The organism is Symmachiella macrocystis, assembly GCF_007860075.1.
Taxonomy (GTDB): domain Bacteria; phylum Planctomycetota; class Planctomycetia; order Planctomycetales; family Planctomycetaceae; genus Symmachiella; species Symmachiella macrocystis.
Genome location: NZ_SJPP01000004.1, coordinates 100770 through 119133 on the forward strand (window position 1 = coordinate 100770; position 18364 = coordinate 119133).

Below are 18364 nucleotides of genomic sequence, written 5' to 3' on the forward strand. Positions count from 1 at the left end.
AAGTCTATGCATACTCTGCTGCCGTCCGCGGTGCACGAAGCGCGGATTCTGCTTCGGATCGCAGCGAAGCGATCGGTGTGCGGATTTCATGCGATGCATCGGCCGTAAAACGTCGAATCTCAGTGACAGCACGTTCCAAACGATTGATGAGAGAATTGAGGGCGGCCGCTAATTGTCCAATTTCGTCATGTGGATTTTCGACAGCGATCCGTCGATCTAGAGAAGTAATATTGATCGAATTCGCAACTTCCACCACGTGTTGCACGGACCGTAAAGCACGTCCGGCCAAGAAATAGCCGCTCGCCAATGCCAAGGCGACTCCCAACGGAAAGAGGCCAGCCATCGCAAACTTCAAGGTATTCAAATCCGCATAAATCGGCTTCAACGACCGCATGACGCGCACTTGCAATGCTCCAAACGCACTCTGCATGCTGGCTGCCGCAACCCGATGGGGCTCGCTGTCGTCGAATTCAATCGTCGCAATGTTGATCTCCGCCGGTGTTCCCGCCACCGACGGAGTCTCGCTCCCGGTCCCGGGTGATTGCGAACTAGCGAAAACTATTCCTCCGTCCCCATCCACGACAAGGAATTCGTAAAAGTCATGCTGCGAAAACCGCGCTTCGGCCTGGGACTTGAAGGCCTCGGCGGATGGGGCCAAGCCAATTTCCAAGCCGATTTCCTTAACCTCCTCGCGCAGGCCCGCGTCGGTGCGGACCAGGATTTGCTGTCGCATCAACAACAGCAGCGCCAGGCAGAAGCTGCACAAAATGACGCCCAGCGCGATGCTGTACCACAGGGTCATCCGCCAGCGAATCGATAGATGTTTCACGGGGCGTCTCCCAACAAATAGCCTTGGCCGCGGACGGTATGCAAAATGATCGGCTGACCGGGCCGTTCCAATTTTTTTTGCAGCTGATTGATTTGAACCTCAATCACATTGGTCCATGTCGCCGTCGATTCTTTCCAGACATCGCGGGCAATCATTTCACGTGTGACGACTTGATTCGCGTGCGACATGAAGTAAGCCAGCAATTCCAACTGCCGATTCTGCAATAAAATCGGCTTGTCGCCCCGCAGTGCGGTTCGTGACGTGAGATCCACATTCAAGTCACCCCACGTCAACACGGTTCTGCTTGACTGGGCCTCGCGGCGCAAAAGAGCGCGGATGCGGGCCAATAGTTCATCCAGCGCGAAGGGTTTGACCAGATAGTCATCAGCGCCGCCATCCAGGCCCGACACGCGGTCCTCGATCGTGTCGCGGGCAGTGAGGATCAGCACCGGGGTGTTGTCGCCCGACGCACGCAAACTGCCAAGCCAATCGAGTCCCGACCCATCGGGCAACATCAGGTCCAGCACGATCAGACCAACACGCGCGTTCATCAGCCGATTGGCCGCCGCAATGGTTCCGGCTCCATCGGTTTTGAAACCCGACTCGCGCAGCGTGCGCGTGATGCTCCTCAGCAGATTCTTTTGATCTTCGACAACGAGAATATGCGCAGTGGCCATGTTGCCCGAGTTAGATAGAGCATTTGTGATAAAACGCATCGATGCTGGGATTATGAAAGAATCGTTTGTTTCATAGAAGTCCAGGCGGGCAAGATAAACTGGAATTCATTTTGCGGGATGAAGCATCCGCCCACCGATCCACGCACAATCCCAATACAGTAACGAACACAAATCGGACCTCGAAACGATATTTTCCCTGTAAACTTCACTGTGGTACGGTCAACTGAAATGCTGGGACCCGTTGATCGACCGGACGATGGTTCACGGCAATGTGCTCTTCAATCCGCACCACACGATTATCCGGGTTTGACTTGGCCAATAGCCACACTTCGACGCATTGGTATGTCCAGGCACACCTGGAACGCCTGATTGCTGCCAAAGTACCCCTTGGCGAGGAAGCGGTGTTGGTTCTTGTACCACTAAAAGACTGATTCGAGAAACAGAGAGAATAGTCCTTGATGTCGGACCAGAGAAGCCGCATACTGTTTGAGCTTGATTTGACCTGCTGCCTAATGGGTTGTTGGTTGGGGTTATGGAGAGAGTCAGAGTATCTATCCAACTTGAGTGCTGCCTATGCGGAGTCCAACGACTTTCCCAAGGCGATCAAGTGGATCAAAAAGGCGATGTCTATGGACAACTAGGACAAGGAAACCCGATCAAATATGCTCACTCTATTCAAGGCCGGACAGCCTGATCGCGATGAACCGCGAGAAAATTGATGCCAAAGATTTTACGTGTTTACAACCAAAACGGTTGCAAGTTCAAACAAGAATGTCTTGAGGCATATCCTCCACCGCTGAGTGAGCGACACCCGCATTGCTCGGTCTCCTTCTGAGACCTGGAGGGTTATCGATAGAAACGCGGACTGCTTATTGATATCAATGGCAATCTCCCCCGGTTACCGGTCAGTGAGACGTTTTTGTTCGCTTTACTTTGCGAGCGAGACGCCCGGTTATGTTGCGAAGGCTTGTTGCCGCAGGCCCCCCTGCCCTAGCAGCTCACTGGTTTGGTCTGGCCCAGCATTGACCGGCATGCGTTTCTAGAAGTGCAAGCAGTCACCCTCGTGGCTGCAGTCTCACACGACAGTCACGTCGTACTCCTGCTTCGGGTTGGGGCCGAAGATTTCGCCTTCGACAATCAATTTCCAGGCGTAGCCGTAACTCACATACTCCGAAACTTGATCGCTCCCCGAGGCAACAACATTCTCCGGTACGCAAATCGTGAAGGGATGAATGACTTCATCCCCAGGCAGCACTCGTAGTTCCTCGAGAGAAAACAGGTTGATTCGCGCCAATTCTGTTTCGCCGCGCTCAAGTATCACGGTTTCGGTTTCGTAGGGGCCCTCGTCTTCGAAGGACCGTCGAGTCTCTTGCGTGACCTCTTCATATTCCGTTTGTTTACAGATCAGCACCACACGCAATTCATGGAACGCTGCCGGCCCTTTTTGTATCAAACGTGCAGCGACCGGGGATCCGCGCGTCAATTCCATACTTTCAAGTTCTAGAATCGGTGCCGTGACTCGTGTTGTCAGGCTGACATGGACAGTTCCGTACAATGCTGCAGCGGAAAGCAAAAAGAAAACCAGGCTGGCGGCCAACGCGAGATAGGCAGATAAACCCTCTAATTCCCGACTGGCCGAATAGGCGATGAATCCAAAGAGGGCAAAGAGAACAATTCCGACCATGCCAAAACCGATTTGTTGCGTCGTTGATTCGCGCGGCTGCAATCGTATGAATTTCGCAGAATTGTCGGCATCGGGCTGGAAGAAAATCATGCACCTCACGGCCTCACTATATAAGGGGCACAGCTTGGTCTCTCGGCCCCGGTTCCAGTCACATGCGGGTACGCTGAGGGGTCGCCAAACAATTGTGACCTTTACGTAGGCGCCATGTTACCGTTGTGAATCGCTCATGTCATTCGCACCGCACAAACGCAGGGCCGTTGCGGAGGAATCAAAGCACGGACCATCTGCCATTAGCGCTTGACTGTCGGGAATCCAGTCCCAATCCAAGGGAGTAAGAGTGGATCGTGTCCGCCACGAGACAGCAGCTGCCGCCGATGATATGCAGCACGATCACCGGCAAATTATCAATAAATCCGCCGTTTTTTGTGGTCCAGTCAGCGCGGCTGCCTACAATTATAAGTATTGTGGCGATGCCATTTGTCCGTTTGTGTGCGAATTCATTGTGACAGATCTCAACAGTATTTGCCAACACTTAGTGATTTCGCAGTAGGGCAGCATTGATATGTCACTGACCCACGCGCTGAAAATGGTGGATGGCGCCTGCGACTGTGACGTTCTAAAATCAAGTAGCTCGAGCCAGTCTCGTCAAGCGCATTAAATGGGGCAAGGTGAATCGCATGAAAATTGCTGTTATCGGATCGGGGATCTCTGGCTTGGTGGCCTCCTACCGACTTTCCACGCACCACGAGATTACCCTTTTCGAAGCGAATTCTTATGTCGGCGGGCACACGAACACCATTGAGGTCGACGTGGAGGGTGAACGTCATACGATCGATACGGGGTTCATAGTATTCAATGACCGCACGTACCCAAACTTTGTAAAGCTGCTCGACGAATTGGACGTTGCCTCCGATCCGACCTCCATGAGCTTTAGTGTCTCGTGCGATGAAACAGGCTTAGAATACAACGGAACGAATTTCAACGGATTGTTTGCTCAGCGGAGCAATCTGTTCCGGCCACGGTTCTATCGCATGCTCCGCGACATCATGCGGTTTAATCGAGAAGCACCGGAGTTGTTGGCAGCGAACCGTCTGGAAACGCTGACCGTTTCTGAATACCTGCAGCAGCACCGTTACTCACAACATTTTGTTGATCAGTATCTGTTGCCGATGGGCTCCGCGATTTGGTCTTGTCCCCCGGAGACGTTTGAGCAATTCCCCATGCGGTTCATCGTCGAGTTCTATCAAAATCACGGACTCTTGAGCCTCACCAACCGGCCCACCTGGCGGGTGATTCGTGGCGGGTCTTCTCAGTATGTCCAAGCGATGACGCGGAGGTTCAGCGAGAACATTCGATTGCAATGTCCTGTGCAGTCGGTTCGTCGTTTGGCCGATAGCGTGGAGTTGATTCATAGTGACGGACAAAGCGAGCGGTTTGACGAAGTGATTTTTGCCTGTCACGCTGATCAGGCATTGCAGATCCTCCAGGATAAGTCTCCGCTCGAGGCACAGTTGCTGGCAGCGTTTCCTTACAGTCATAGCATTGCCGTTCTGCACACCGATCGCTCAGTGCTGCCCAAACGCCGCCGGGCGTGGGCGAGTTGGAATTATCACCTGCATCGTGGCCGTTCGCAACAGGCGACCGTCACGTACAACATGAACATTTTGCAGCACATTCAATCACAATACGACTTTTGCGTGACATTGAATGACAACGACGGCATCAACCCAAACAGCATTATTCGACGGATTGCTTACAGCCATCCCATCTTCACGACTCAAAGAAAATTGGCTCAACAGCGACACGGTCGGGTGATACGCCAAAATCGGACCTCTTTCTGCGGTGCCTATTGGGGCAATGGATTTCACGAGGACGGTGTCAATAGTGCCCTGGCCGTATGCCGGCAGTTTGAACAATCGTCGATCGTCATTCCCCAAACGAATTCGTCAAGCACAGCCACCATTCAGGAGGCGGTTTGACTATGCAGAGTTGCATCTACGAAGGACGAATCCACCACCGCCGCACACAACCGGTGCATCATCAATTTGGCTATAGCCTGTACTTGCTCTATTTGGATTTGGACGAATTGGAGTCCGTGTTTCGCAATCGTTGGCTGTGGTCGACGCGTCGAACCGCACTGGCCCGTTTTCGACGCGACGATCATCTGGGGGATGCTGCTATTCCCTTAAAAACGGCCGTTCGCGATCTCGTAGAGGGGGAAACTGGCCAACGTCCGTCAGGGCCAATACGCCTGCTGACTAACCTGCGCTACTTTGGTTATGCGATGAATCCACTTTGCTTGTATTACTGCTTTGACAGCGCAGATGAACAGGTGGAAACCATCGTCGCGGAAGTAAACAACACGCCCTGGGGCGAGCAACATTGCTATGTATTGCAGCCAGACTTTACTGCGGAGGATTCTTCGTTTTCTGCGCGGCATGCCAAAGCCTTTCATGTCTCACCATTCATGGATATGGCCCAAGAGTACCAGTGGGCTCTGTCCCATCCGGGCGAGGGCCTCAACGTACACATCAGCAGTTTCGAGCAGGGCTCAAAACTATTCGACGCGACAATGTCGCTCGCTCGCCGTCCGATAACAACCGGGCAACTGGCGCGGGTTTTGATTCGCTACCCCTTCGTCACCGGTCAGGTTGTTACCGCTATTTACTGGCAAGCGCTGCGATTGTGGTGGAAAGAATGTCCCTATTATCCCCATCCCAGTACCTCTCATCATTCGAAAGTCTCTGCATCATGACACAATTGCCGGCCAAACCGTCGGAACTCGCAGCACTGGGCCGTGTCGGATCAAGCAGTCGCTCCCCGTCCAAGAATCCATCGGCAAGCTTGAAGACACGACTGGTCAAAGCGGCCTTGCTACGGACATTGTCCGGTTTGCAAGCCGGTCAGTTGACCATTGTTGACGGAACGGAAAAGCACGTGATGGGCGATGATCAGCATCCCGATCTTCGTGCAACGCTGACCGTCCACAATGCCGACTTTTATTCACACGTGTTAACCGGTGGAAGTCTCGGTGCTGCTGAGTCCTATCTCTCCGGCGATTGGTCGTGCGATGATCTCACTAAACTCATTCGTCTCTTTGCCCGCAATCTCGATAAGTCTCGGCAATTGGACCGTGGTCTTGGACGATTAGCAAAGTGGGGGGCACGGGCATTTCACAAACTTCGAATCAATACACGGGCTGGAGCGCGCCGTAATATCCACGAGCATTATGATCTGGGCAACGACTTCTTCGAACTCTTCCTGGACGAAACGATGTTGTATTCGTCCGCACTTTTCAAGAACGATCAGATGTCTCTCGCCGATGCCTCGACTGCCAAAATGGACCTCATTTGCCGAAAGCTGAATCTACAGCCATCGGATCATTTGCTGGAAATCGGAACTGGATGGGGTGGTTTTGCAGAGTATGCGGCAAAAACATTCGGTTGTCGCGTGACAACGACGACAATTTCCCAGGAACAGTTAGCATACGCCCGCCGGCGCATCGAACGTGCGGGGTTAAGTGATCGAGTCACGCTGATGCTGGAGGATTACCGGGACTTATCCGGGAGTTATGACAAACTGGTCTCGATTGAAATGATCGAGGCTGTGGGGCACGAGCATTATGATGTCTTTTTTAAAAAATGTGGTGATCTGCTGCGACCCGATGGTGCCATGCTGCTGCAAGGGATCACGATGTCCGAGCAGCGTTATCCGCAGTACTTGAAATCGGTTGATTTCATTCAGCGCTACATTTTCCCGGGTGGTTGCCTGCCGTCGATTTCTGCGATGAATCGCTCGGTCACGTCGCAAACCGGGATGCGAGTTCTTGACATAGCGGACTATGCGCCGCACTACGCCCAAACATTGCGCTGTTGGCGGCAGAACTTCTGGGATCGAATTGATGCGGTGCGCGAACTTGGATTCTCCGAACGTTTTGTCCGCATGTGGCACTACTATTTGTGCTATTGCGAAGCGGCTTTCAGAGAGCGTACCACCGGGGTTGTGCAAATGCTGCTCGCGCAACCCCAGTGTCGTATCGATGAAGTTCCGGTCACCTAACAGCAACAGGATTCAGTTCCCATGACGTTATTTGTCGTGAACAATGCCCTAGACGCGATCGAACGCGGCTACGTTCCTGATGCGGCCACTCGCTATGGCATTCGTCGTCTGTTAAAGCAACGACTTCAGGTAGAAGACCGCGGGACGTGTGAAGACCAGCAAGCTCGACAGGATTTGTTCATGAAGTCGGCCGCCCGCGGGCCCATTGCTCCGCTACCGGAAAAAGCCAATCAACAGCACTATGAAGTGCCGGCGGAGTTTTTCAATCACGTGCTGGGGAAACATCTTAAGTACAGTTGTTGTTATTGGCCCGCTGGTGTGACATCGCTGGATGAAGCGGAACAGTTGGCACTGGAGATGACCAGCGTGCGGGCGGATATACGGGACGGGATGCACGTTCTGGATCTCGGATGCGGTTGGGGTTCATTGTCGCTCTGGATCGCCGAAACCTTTCCGAATTGCGAAGTGACAGCGGTTTCAAATTCGGCCCTCCAGCGACGATTCATTGAGCAGCGTTTGCAGACCCGGGGCTTGACGAATGTTCGCGTATTGACAGCGGACATGAACAGTTTCGAGATTGAAGACCGCTTTGACCGTGTGGTATCTGTCGAAATGTTTGAACATATGCGGAACCATCGAGAGTTGCTGCGTCGGATTTCAACGTGGCTAAAACCGGATGGAAAATTGTTCGTGCATCTGTTTTGTCACCGACATCTCACTTATTCATTCCAAACCGAAGGCAGCCAGAATTGGATGGGGCGTCACTTTTTCACCGGCGGAATCATGCCGAGTGAAGACTTGCTGTTACGCTACCAAGACGACCTCTCCGTCGAGCAACAGTGGCGTTGGAATGGTCGACACTACGAAAAAACATGCCGTGCTTGGCTAACCAAATTGGATGCCTGCCGGGACGACGTTATGCCGTTGTTGAACAAAACGTACGGAACTGCCGAATCACATAAATGGTTCATGCGTTGGCGGCTTTTCTTCATGGCATGCGAAGAGCTGTTTGCATACCACAGTGGCAACCAGTGGTGGGTCGCACACTATCTGTTCGCAAAGCACGACCGTGCCCAGTAAGCGCTGCAGTGATGTCGAAAAGTGTCCTACCTATGTGGTTATAATGGAAGACTGGCTATGACAAACGAACAAGCCACGGAACATCCTGTGTTTGTCGTCCTCGGGGCGACCGGTTCTGTCGGATCCGAATTGAGTCGTCGGCTCGTCGCATCCGGAGCCCAAGTGGTGCTGGGTGGGAGAAACTCAGAAAAACTTGATGAACTCAGTGCGGAGTTGAATGCGACATCTCATATTGTCGACGCGAATCGACCGGAATCAATTCGTGAATGCCTGCAACTTGCCGTGGAGAGCCATGGGAGAATTGATGGCGTTGTGAATTGCATCGGTTCCGTGCTTCTCAAGGCTGCGCATATGACCTCCGACACTGAATGGAACGACACGATTGCTGTCAACCTGACGTCCGCTTTTTGCGTCGTTGGGGCCGCTGGCAAATTAATGCGTCGTACTGGAGGCTCGGTGGTCTTGATTTCATCGGCCGCTGCACAAATCGGGCTCGCGAATCACGAGGCGATCGCCGCCGCAAAGGCTGGAATCATCGGATTAACACGTTCCGCCGCGGCGACGTACGCCAGTCGTGGCATCCGAGTGAACGCGGTCGCGCCAGGACTCGTCAAATCACAGATGACCAAGTCAGTGTGGGGTACGCCGACCGCGGAGTCTGCGTCGATTGCTATGCATGCTCTTGGACGATTAGGGGAGCCCTCTGATATTGCGTCAGCGATCGAGTGGCTGCTTCAACCGGCTAACACTTGGATCACCGGCCAAGTGATCGGAGTCGACGGTGGCTTGTCCACCATTGCTCCAAAGAACAAATTGGTAAAATAAAGTCTTTCTTGCTGCGATGCCGTTATCTCGTTGGGCAACACTCAAGTCGTTTCAATCGAGGACCAGGGTTTCAATTAGTACCTTGGTGGAAAAAACTAGCTGCAACGCGGAAGGGAGAGAGGAGGTTGTCGCGGAGTGAGACGCGCTCAGTATTGGTCTGAAATAAAATAATCGACACGTCGTCACCGGTATTGATTGCGTCTTTCCGGGGGACGATTTTCTCGATTAAGGAAGTGATAAAACGGTTTGGATCGGAGAGTTCTAGACCAGAAACAAGCTGCAGCAGGCCGTCGGCACCGAGAAGTTGTCCGTCGGGTTGTTCGATTTCGATGAGACCATCGGTGAATGCAAGCACCAAATCGCCGGTGTTTAATTTCGTGCGAACGTCTGAATAACTTTCGTCTGCTTCGATCCCCAGGGGGAAATTGCGAGCTTGCGTCGGTTCAGGCTCTTCAGCTTTCAATTGTCGCCAATTCCGGGTTTTGTGTTGATAAATCAGCGGATGTGGATGCCCGGCATTGCTGAGCGTCAACATTCGTGTCGGAGCGAAAAAGGTTCCAATCAGCGCAGTGGCAAAGTGCCCTTGTGTCGAGGCGACGACAAACTCTTGATTGATCGAGTTCACTAATGAGGACTGATCAATCCTATTGATGTTGCGGCGCATCAGTTGTCGAAGAATATCTGCACGGTCCGCCACGGCATCACCATGACCGCTGACATCGGCCAACAGGATGCGTGTGATTCGCCCCGAAGCACAAGAGGAGACATAGCACACGTCCCCCCCACTCTGGGAATTTGCATGCGGGCTGCTATACACACAGACGTCCAAACCGGTCGTTGTCAAAGCGCGGTCCACTGCGCGGTTGCCTCCCCACACCTCCATGCACTGCATTCGTTCAGGAGTTTGTGTTCGCATGTGTGACATCCTCGCCTAAATTTGCTGTCGTTGGTTTATCCGGGAATGCGTTTTGAGGATTTGTACGCTCAGCCGCCCTCACGATTTCACGTAACATCCCGGCGAAGACCAAACGGTGTAGCGGATAAATTCCATACCAGTACATTAAACCCAACAAACCGACCGGATCGAAGACAGCGGTTTGGCGAATCGTCGTCGAACTCGCAGACTCGGTTACTTCAAACTCCAGCCAGGCACGTCCAGGAAGTTTCATTTCTGCATCGAGCCGCAACCTGCGATTCGGCTCATAGGCTTGTACACGCCAGAAATCGAGGGTTTCGCCAACTGTCAAAGTGTTCGGATTCCGACGACCGCGACGCATTCCGACTCCACCAACCAACAGGTCCATATAGCCGCGAATTTTCCACAACCAAGTTGCAAAGTACCAACCTGTATTCCCACCGATTCTTCGAATGGGTTCAAACGCTCGTGCTGCGGAAACGTGTGTTGTTGCTGTCCTGGAATCCACGAGCCGATTGCCAAAACGAACTCCCCCCCAACTCTTTGGGGAACCAGCCGAGGAAATGGCATCCGACCACCGTGTCTCCGCAAATTCCTGATCTTCCTTGGCCAGTGCACGGGCGATAGCCGCATGAGAATTACGCGGTCGGATGTCGGGAAAGGCTTGCAGCGCTTCGTCGTTGTGGACCACTGTCGGATTCCGCAAACTTTCCACCAATTTTCGACCGATGCGTGCAAAGACCGGCGTGACTAAGCCCAACCACAGACTCGAAAGACGGGGACTTAAAAACGGGACTGGAATAGTCCAACGTTTCAGACCGCGTTGGTTTGCATACGCCAACATGACGCCGCCATACGACACTTGATCCGGCCCGCCAATCTCAAAGACGCAACTTTCCTGGTCGCTATACTCAATAGCCGCCATCAAATAGGCCAAGACATCCTCGATGGCGATCGGCTGCGCCGGCGTCGAAACCCATTGCGGCCAGATCATAATGGGCAGCTTTTGAACCAGGCTGCGAATCAATTCAAAAGACAAACTCCCCGACCCGATAATAATTGAAGCTCGAAACTCAATGACCTGCGCTCCAGATTGCCGTAGGATATCGCCCACTTCCTGACGACTGCGCAAGTGCGGCGACAAACCATTCTGTGATTCGCCAAGCCCGCCAAGATAAATGATCCGTTGCACGTTGGCCTGCCGGGCTGCTTCAGCAAAGTTGAGCGCTGCCGTGCGATCTTCTTTTTCAAAGTCTTGTCCTGTCCCCAATGAATGGACCATATAAAAGGCCGTGTGGATACCGTCTAGCGCTCGACGCAGCGACTCTAGCTCAAAGAGGTCCCCTTGCACGATTTCTGTCGAGGATTGGACGCGCGACTCCAAATATTGCGGCTGTCGAGCGACGCAGCGCAGCGGATATCCATGTTTTTCCAGCAAAGGAATGAGGCGTCCCCCGACATAACCCGTGCCACCAGTGAGAAGAATGGATCGCTGATTTGGCATGTGAGGACCTGTCGTGATTTGACCAATAACCGATGTTCGATTGCGATCGGTGCCCTAAACACAAGTCGGGGTGATACCCGCGATTCCAGTCAGTGTTAAAGAGAAGGTCGATTAAAGTTTCTGATTGGATTCGCGCTTTGGTGGGAATGGGAAAAACGCATGTGTGCGTTGGATATAGGATTCGTATCCCTTTTTGCGAGTTTTCAGTGAGCTTTCGAGTAATGTGACGCCGGACACGCGTACGAGAAGAATGGACATTACAATGGGCCCGATCACCGACCACCATGCTGTACCGCGACCGAATGAGACACAGTATAGCCCCCACCAGACAAGAAAGTCTCCGAAATAATTTGGGTGTCGCGTGTATCGCCACAAGCCACGGTCCATCACCTGACCTGCATTCGCCGGATCTGCTTTAAACTGGGCCAGTTGCCAGTCGCCAACAGATTCGAATAGAAATCCAATACACCAAAGAATCATGCCCAAAATAGCCAGCAGGCCAATGCGATCTTGATTGTTCTCCATTTGCCCCGTTTGGAGCGGCAGGGAAACGATCCACATGATCACCCCTTGCAGGCCAAAAACGGTAAACAGACTACGTAGTGGAAAACCGCTGCCGTGCTTTTCGCGCATCATACGATACCGATAATCCTCTGGTTTTCCGAGGTTTCTCCAGGTGAGGTAGCCACTTAAGCGGAGTCCCCAAAGACTCGCCAGCCCCACAATCACCCATTTCTGAGGCGTGGGCATTCCTGTAATCAGAAAACTCACCCAAGCGATCACAACAAACCCTGCCCCCCAGGCCAAGTCGACGATGCTCACGTCGTTCAATCGCAGACTGACCAACCAAACGCAGAGCATCATGCCAGTCACGACTGCTAGATTTACGAGAAAGGGGGACATTTCAAACACGGATAGCCAATTTGAAGCGGGAATTAAAAACCATATGACACTTAGATTGTAGGCGCATCGAAACCATTGACAACCAGATTTGACCTGCCAAGAGAATCTGCAGTGCTCGGTGAGGTTCCTCGAAATATGGGGGGGACACCCCCAAAGTGGCGGGCAATATGGAACCACCGAAGAGATACCAGCGTATTCCGCTCTCAGCCACGCAACTGGGCCGATGACTTCGTTAATCCCAGCATTGTGCGAGCAAAGACAGCAGCGATTGGGGTTCTCGTGCCAGCTGAGTCGAACCCCTGCAAAATCAGTGGTCGTGAAGTGCGCAACTCTTTTTCATGCGATACGAGAGCCCCGCCCGTGGGCAGGTTCTACGCAGATAGCAACAAGAGTGTATAGCAGGGGCCATTGCCTCTCACGCCGTGTTTCAGCAAATGGTGGCTTGCGATTACGACCGATCAAAGCAGAAACGGAACTCATTATCTGTAAACATCTCGACGGACGGCGTATGCGCCACAAAGAGCATGCCTACAAAACGAGGTTGCAGGGAGAATTGCTTTTCAATAGCGACAGTCTGAGGTAACTCGGGAAGTATGCCGAGTTGCGTGAAATGCCATCATCAGCGGTCAGTGTGAATGACTTAGACCACAGAGCGAAGCTCAACCGGCAGATCAAATCGAGCGCGCTCTTGCCGGATGTCCCGTGATTCCACAGTGGCTTGAAATTGTGAGCATAGGTAATTTAAGCATTCATCGACAAGTTCTTCCGGAGCACTTGCTCCTGCCGTTAAAATGACAGTGTCGTCGGGGCGAAGCCATGTTGGATCGATTTCGCTGACATGATCGAAAAGATATGACGGCTTGCCGGCTTCCCGCGCGACTTCGGCCAAGCGATTGCTGTTGGAGCTGTTTTGGCTACCGATCACCAAAACAACATCAGCCTCCGAAAGCAATTCTTTCACAGCCGTTTGCCGGTTCTGTGTGGCGAAGCAAATGTCCTGCTTGGCAGGCCCGATGATCCTGGGATAACGCTGTTCGAGTCGGTCGACGATATTTTTGACATGGTCGAGACTCAAAGTTGTTTGCGTCAGATAAGCAACTTTGTCTGGGTCGGGGACCTTTACGGTGTCGACATCTTCAATCGTTTCGATCAGTTGGATTTGATCGGGTGCCTCCCCCACGGTTCCCACCGCTTCGTCATGTCCGGCATGTCCGATGAGCAGAACAGAGTAGCCAGCCGCGACGAACTTGACGGCTTCTGTATGCACTTTGGAAACAAGCGGGCAAGTGGCGTCGATGGTCTTCAGCCGTCTGGCTCTTGCCTGCTTCCGGATGTCGGGAGAGACTCCATGGGCGCTAAATAACACATGGCTTGACTCGGGGATTTCATCGAGACCATCCACGAAAATAACGCCGCGTTGGCAAAACCCTTCGACGACATGTTTGTTGTGGACGATTTCATGAAACACATAAATCGGTGCGCCGTATAACTCCAATGCTTTTTCGAGACTTTGAATCGCCATGACGACCCCAGCACAAAAACCGTGTGGGTTCGGCAAGAGGATCTTCATAATTGTCCTTCCAGAGGGGATAAAGCTATTGAAATAACCTGGTCTGCGGGATCACATCGTTTCGGTCCAAAAAGCAGCGACGGATATGTCAGCGAATGGAAGTCCGTTTTAGCGTTATACGGCGAGTTGTACTTGCAAGCTGGATGGATGGTCAGGGATGTCATTCGAAGATTCGAACTGACTTTTGATTTCGATGAACTGCTTCTCCACTGCTAAAAAGGCATCCACGATGTCAGGGTCAAAATGTGCCCCGCGTCCTTTGACGATCACAGAGCGTGCCACATCATGTGATGCAGCCTGTTTGTAAACTCTCTCGGTTGTGATCGCGTCATAGACGTCCGCCAACGCCAGGATTCGCCCACTTAACGGGATTTCATCGGCAACGAGACCATTGGGATATCCGCTCCCGTCGAATCGTTCATGATGTGACAGAGTCACTTCCAGCGCCATCTTCAAAAAGTCCAGGCCGGGGTGATTCGCTGCAACCGCCGCCAACGTCTCAGCTCCGATTTCCACATGTGTCTTCATGATGGCAAATTCGTCTTCGGTCAGCTTGCCTGGCTTTAGCAAGATGTTATCGGGAATGCCGACTTTTCCAATATCGTGTAAGGGACTGGTTTGATAGAGAGTTTGTATGTAGTCCCCATCCACGATGTCTCGATAAGCGGGCAGTGTAGAAAGTTGCTGCGCTAAAACGCGGCAGTAGTCTCGAATGCGATCCAAATGACTTCCGGTATCGGTGTCACGCGATTCCGCTAACTTAGCGAGCGCAAAAATCATGCCGTTGCGGCTTTCCAACGCACGAATCCGCTCACCAACACGAAGCCGCACACACAATTCCGCAGGCTCAAACGGCTTGGCGATGAAATCATCTGCACCGGCATCGAGTCCCTCCACGACATCCTTCGTCGAGGTTCGCCCGGTCACAAGAATGAAGTAGATATAGCTAGCAAAACAACGTTTGCGTACCTCGCGGCAAAACTGGACTCCGTCCATGATGTCCATTTCCCAATCTGAGACGACGGTCTGAAAGCGGCCGGACCGCAATTTTTCTAGAGCATCGTATCCGTTGTTTGCAGATTCGACCTCGTACCCTTCGTCTTCAAGAGTATTTTGAAGCAATTCCAGGGCAATATCGTCGTCATCAACAATCAAGATTGGCATTTGATTTCTTCCCGTTGGTTTGAGTCAATTCACTGACGTCATCGAAATTTCCACCAATTCAAGTTGGTGGTGTTTCGACAAGGTTGGTTCCATATTCAAGAAGAGTTCGCATTCCGTTTTCAGCTGTTCCAAGAACTGGTACAGATCTGCGACATCGTCGGTCCGGGCCACTTCTTCCAAATCTGTCGCGGCTTGCCGTATCCTTTCGGCGGAGAGATTGGAGGAGGAGCCTTTGAGTGCGTGAGCCAGCGTTGCGGTTCGTTTGAGATCGCAGCTTTCAACACTGTCTTCGATCTTCTGTAGATCACCGTCCAAGCGGTCATGGAATTTACCGAGCAATCGTTCGGCGAGTTCCAATTTTCCGTTACATCGCCGTAATAGCCCATCGACATCCAATACATCGGCGGAATCTTCGTTGTTTGATTTTGTCTCAAGGTCCGATTCATCACAGCTGTCATCGGATGGACAGCTCGCATCGTGTCCATCGTCAACCTGGGGCGAAGTCTGATCGCCTTGGGACAAATGGGCTTCAATCGTTTCGATCAAGCGCACTGGGTCTAGTGGCTTGCTGAGATAACCATTCATCCCCGCGGCTAAACACCGTTCGCGTTCACCGGTCAATGCACTCGCCGTCAATGCGACGATCGGCAGCGTTTTGGATTGTTGGTTTGAGATCCCGCTTTCAAATTCGCGAATGGCCCGAGTCGCCTCCAGCCCGTCCATCTCTGGCATTTGGCAATCCATCAAGACCAGGTCATATCGTTCATTGCGAACGGTTTCGAGCGCTAGGCGGCCGTTGGCGACGATGTGACACGTGTAGCCGGCATTGGAGAGAATCTCGGCGACTACCTCCTGGTTAATGTAATTATCCTCAGCCACCAGAATGCGTGCATTGCTGTGTCCCGTTTTCTTCAGTTTCCTTTGTTGTGAATTGCCTCGCAACTCGGTACGCATTCGTGCGGCTGACATCGCATCGTCGCTCTGAGAGGAGTCGACGCAGGTGGGGCCAATCACATTGATGAGTTCCGAAGGTAACACTGGTATCGCGAGAGAGCCGAAAAACCCCTGCTTGCGCAACGTGGGCTCGTCGATTTGATCGGTCAGTGCAACAAGTTGAATCAGACGTGGTTCGCGTATCGTGGTTTCGGTATGCGCAAGTGTGATCCAGGCGACCATTTCGGAGTCTACTAAAGCTTTCTCAATCAATACCGTGTGATACGGCTGCTCCTCTGCGGTGGCTTGGTACAACCGATCCATTGCCTCATTGGCGGCAGACTCAGCATCGACAAGACATCCCCAGGCTTTTAACTGGTTGTGTAGCATGCTCCTTGCCACGCTGTCTTGTTTGATAAGGAGCACTCGTTGCCCTTTGAGATCCGCTGCGACTTGTGAAAAACTGAGATTTTGCTCCGGTAGCATTTCGAAGGGGATGCTGAATGCAAAAGTCGATCCGGTGCCGACTTGACTTTCAAAGCCAATGTGTCCCTTCATCAACGCGCACAACTCTTTGCATATCGATAATCCCAGGCCGGTCCCGCCGTATTGGCGGGTCGTTGAGGCATCGACCTGTGAGAACGACTTGAACAATCGATCGAACCGGGTGGGCGGTATTCCGATTCCAGTGTCGGCGACGCTAAAGCGTAGCGTTGTGGTCGCACCGTCAACGCGATCCAGCTCGACACATAACACGATGCTCCCCTGTTCGGTGAATTTGATCGCGTTGTTCATTAGGTTGTTGAGAATCTGCCGCACACGTCCTGGATCGCCTTTCACCGTAAGTGGAATGGATGGATCCACGTAACAGGCTAGAGCAATGCCTTTTTCGCAACAGCGATGTGCGGCGATTTCCAAGACCGGTTCTACGACATCCAACAGCTTGAAGTCGATATGTTCAATTTCAAGTTTACCCGCTTCAATTTTTGAATAGTCCAGAACTTCATTCAGCAGTTCCAGCAGTGTAGTTCCCGAGATTCCGGCCACTTTCGCATATTTGCGCTGTTGGGTATTCAAAGTCGTGTTGAGCAACAACTCGGTCATTCCGATCACCCCATTGAGGGGCGTCCGCAATTCATGCGAAATATTGGCGATGAAGTCGCTTTTTGAGCGATTCGCCGATTCGGCATCGGCGCGGGCGATTTCCAACTCGCTGGTCCGGGTTTGTACCTTTTGCTCAAGATTCGTATTCAAGTCTCGGATCGTGAAATCATCTTGCTGAAGCTTTCCAACCATCAAATTGAACTGGCGTCCCAGGACGTCAATCTCATCATTGCCTGTCATCAAGACGCGTTTCGACAGAGTGCCATCTTGGACTTGCTTCATCGCGGTCATAAGCATGTCGATGCGAGACGCCACTGAATTCGCAAGCATCCGTGAGAGAAACAGCCCAACCGCGAACGCTGCCATAGTGATGAAAAACGTGTGCCTTCTCAGAATTGTGACTGCGGTAACTGCCTGGTCGGGATTTTCTGAAATCTCCCACGCTCTTTGATTCGCCAGTGCACCGATCATTAAAGCGGTCACCAAGATGGTCAGGCCGAACGAAATGTTCATCCGCCATTGAATTTTGCCGACCGGGATCGCCGGATAATCGATTGTCACGCCCTGCCGCATCAGCAAGTTGATCACCGGAACCATCCAGCGTTCGCTTGCAAAAAAGGTTCCCATCAGAACAGATGCAATGCCTACGAAACCGGCGAACGAAATCTGAATTGCCACCTTCAAGGGAGCCTGATTGAGAAACACCAGCAGGGCGCAAAACAACACCACGCAGATGAAGGTCACGTAGATCGCTTCAGTTCGATGATGGACCCTGGGGAATACGACCGCTTCTCGGCCAGCTTGCATTCCCTCCTCAGCGTTAATTTCTCCGCCGCGACCTAGCTGCGCCAATACTTTACGCAACGTGCGTGTCTCGTGCAGCGCCATGAATACTGTGAGCGCAGTTGCTGTCGGGATTAAGATTGATGAATAGGAGATGAGCAAATGGAAGATGCGCGCATCCAGATTCATCGTCAGGTTGATGTAATAGATCGTTAGCCCACCACCGATGAGGCAAATCGGGCGGGTTAAAATCATCATCGCCAGGATGTAGTGAGCGCCGGTCTTTTTAAGTAGCCACTCAGTCATTCTGATAATCTCTTGCCACCGGAACCA

Annotated in this window: 15 protein-coding genes; 6 read left to right on the forward strand and 9 right to left on the reverse strand. The window is 52.4% G+C overall.

Features of this window, described 5'->3' with window-relative positions; genetic code table 11:
- Positions 1-4: 4 nt before the first annotated feature.
- Both CA54_RS27785 and CA54_RS27790 read right to left on the reverse strand, forming a co-directional pair.
- Complete coding sequence (locus CA54_RS27785; RefSeq protein WP_146374287.1) at positions 5-829, reverse strand: HAMP domain-containing protein; 825 nt, start codon at positions 827-829, stop codon at positions 5-7.
- Positions 826-1506, reverse strand: coding sequence for a response regulator transcription factor (locus tag CA54_RS27790; protein ID WP_146374288.1), 681 nt, complete (start codon positions 1504-1506; stop codon positions 826-828). Before CA54_RS27790 ends, CA54_RS27785 begins: the two co-directional genes overlap by 4 nt.
- A gap of 458 nt (positions 1507-1964) precedes the next feature.
- Between CA54_RS27790 and CA54_RS27795 the strand changes: the two genes are divergently transcribed.
- A complete protein-coding gene (locus CA54_RS27795) occupies positions 1965-2147 on the forward strand; it encodes a tetratricopeptide repeat protein (protein WP_146374289.1) in 183 nt (60 codons plus the stop codon).
- Positions 2148-2581: 434 nt separating this feature from the next.
- On the opposite strand, the gene CA54_RS27800 is transcribed toward CA54_RS27795, so the two are convergent.
- A complete protein-coding gene (locus tag CA54_RS27800; RefSeq protein WP_146374290.1) occupies positions 2582-3280 on the reverse strand; it encodes a hypothetical protein in 699 nt (232 codons plus the stop codon).
- A 587-nt stretch (positions 3281-3867) separates the two neighbouring features.
- Between CA54_RS27800 and CA54_RS27805 the strand changes: the two genes are divergently transcribed.
- From CA54_RS27805 to CA54_RS27825, 5 genes are read left to right on the forward strand one after another with little or no spacing between them, the layout of a single operon-like run.
- Entirely contained in the window at positions 3868-5169 is a 1302-nt protein-coding gene (locus CA54_RS27805) for an NAD(P)/FAD-dependent oxidoreductase (RefSeq protein ID WP_146374291.1), read from the forward strand.
- 2 nt (positions 5170-5171) lie between these two features.
- A complete protein-coding gene (locus CA54_RS27810; protein ID WP_146374292.1) occupies positions 5172-5945 on the forward strand; it encodes a DUF1365 domain-containing protein in 774 nt (257 codons plus the stop codon).
- Positions 5942-7249: an SAM-dependent methyltransferase gene (locus tag CA54_RS27815; protein ID WP_146374293.1), complete on the forward strand. Its 1308-nt coding sequence runs from the start codon at positions 5942-5944 to the stop codon at positions 7247-7249. The genes CA54_RS27810 and CA54_RS27815 overlap by 4 nt, the downstream gene beginning before the upstream one ends.
- A gap of 21 nt (positions 7250-7270) precedes the next feature.
- Entirely contained in the window at positions 7271-8329 is a 1059-nt protein-coding gene (locus CA54_RS27820; protein ID WP_146374294.1) for an SAM-dependent methyltransferase, read from the forward strand.
- A 57-nt stretch (positions 8330-8386) separates the two neighbouring features.
- Entirely contained in the window at positions 8387-9154 is a 768-nt protein-coding gene (locus CA54_RS27825; RefSeq protein ID WP_146374295.1) for an SDR family NAD(P)-dependent oxidoreductase, read from the forward strand.
- A 70-nt stretch (positions 9155-9224) separates the two neighbouring features.
- On the opposite strand, the gene CA54_RS27830 is transcribed toward CA54_RS27825, so the two are convergent.
- The 6 genes from CA54_RS27830 to CA54_RS27855 form a co-directional block, all read right to left on the reverse strand.
- Positions 9225-10070: a PP2C family protein-serine/threonine phosphatase gene (locus CA54_RS27830; RefSeq protein WP_197532910.1), complete on the reverse strand. Its 846-nt coding sequence runs from the start codon at positions 10068-10070 to the stop codon at positions 9225-9227.
- Positions 10051-11574: an SDR family oxidoreductase gene (locus CA54_RS27835; protein WP_146374297.1), complete on the reverse strand. Its 1524-nt coding sequence runs from the start codon at positions 11572-11574 to the stop codon at positions 10051-10053. Before CA54_RS27835 ends, CA54_RS27830 begins: the two co-directional genes overlap by 20 nt.
- Positions 11575-11685: 111 nt before the next feature.
- The gene (locus tag CA54_RS27840; RefSeq protein ID WP_197532911.1) at positions 11686-12477 is read right to left on the reverse strand and encodes a DUF1295 domain-containing protein; all 792 of its coding nucleotides are present in this window, start codon (positions 12475-12477) and stop codon (positions 11686-11688) included.
- 640 nt (positions 12478-13117) lie between these two features.
- Positions 13118-14047: a 4-hydroxy-3-methylbut-2-enyl diphosphate reductase gene (gene ispH / locus CA54_RS27845; protein ID WP_146374298.1), complete on the reverse strand. Its 930-nt coding sequence runs from the start codon at positions 14045-14047 to the stop codon at positions 13118-13120.
- 114 nt (positions 14048-14161) lie between these two features.
- The gene (locus CA54_RS27850) at positions 14162-15211 is read right to left on the reverse strand and encodes an HD domain-containing phosphohydrolase (protein WP_146374299.1); all 1050 of its coding nucleotides are present in this window, start codon (positions 15209-15211) and stop codon (positions 14162-14164) included.
- Between the two features lie 24 nt (positions 15212-15235).
- A complete protein-coding gene (locus CA54_RS27855) occupies positions 15236-18337 on the reverse strand; it encodes an ATP-binding protein (RefSeq protein ID WP_146374300.1) in 3102 nt (1033 codons plus the stop codon).
- Positions 18338-18364: the final 27 nt, after the last annotated feature.

Coding starts and splice junctions, on each gene's coding strand:
- CA54_RS27835 (WP_146374297.1), bottom strand. CDS start 11,574: ATGCCAAATCAGCGATCCATTCTTCTCACTGGTGGCACGGGTTATGTC.
- CA54_RS27815 (WP_146374293.1), top strand. CDS start 5,942: ATGACACAATTGCCGGCCAAACCGTCGGAACTCGCAGCACTGGGCCGT.
- CA54_RS27840 (WP_197532911.1), bottom strand. CDS start 12,477: ATGTCCCCCTTTCTCGTAAATCTAGCAGTCGTGACTGGCATGATGCTC.
- CA54_RS27820 (WP_146374294.1), top strand. CDS start 7,271: ATGACGTTATTTGTCGTGAACAATGCCCTAGACGCGATCGAACGCGGC.
- CA54_RS27800 (WP_146374290.1), bottom strand. CDS start 3,280: ATGATTTTCTTCCAGCCCGATGCCGACAATTCTGCGAAATTCATACGA.
- CA54_RS27855 (WP_146374300.1), bottom strand. CDS start 18,337: ATGACTGAGTGGCTACTTAAAAAGACCGGCGCTCACTACATCCTGGCG.
- CA54_RS27825 (WP_146374295.1), top strand. CDS start 8,387: ATGACAAACGAACAAGCCACGGAACATCCTGTGTTTGTCGTCCTCGGG.
- CA54_RS27830 (WP_197532910.1), bottom strand. CDS start 10,070: ATGCGAACACAAACTCCTGAACGAATGCAGTGCATGGAGGTGTGGGGA.
- CA54_RS27790 (WP_146374288.1), bottom strand. CDS start 1,506: ATGGCCACTGCGCATATTCTCGTTGTCGAAGATCAAAAGAATCTGCTG.
- CA54_RS27850 (WP_146374299.1), bottom strand. CDS start 15,211: ATGCCAATCTTGATTGTTGATGACGACGATATTGCCCTGGAATTGCTT.
- CA54_RS27795 (WP_146374289.1), top strand. CDS start 1,965: ATGTCGGACCAGAGAAGCCGCATACTGTTTGAGCTTGATTTGACCTGC.
- ispH (WP_146374298.1), bottom strand. CDS start 14,047: ATGAAGATCCTCTTGCCGAACCCACACGGTTTTTGTGCTGGGGTCGTC.
- CA54_RS27810 (WP_146374292.1), top strand. CDS start 5,172: ATGCAGAGTTGCATCTACGAAGGACGAATCCACCACCGCCGCACACAA.
- CA54_RS27805 (WP_146374291.1), top strand. CDS start 3,868: ATGAAAATTGCTGTTATCGGATCGGGGATCTCTGGCTTGGTGGCCTCC.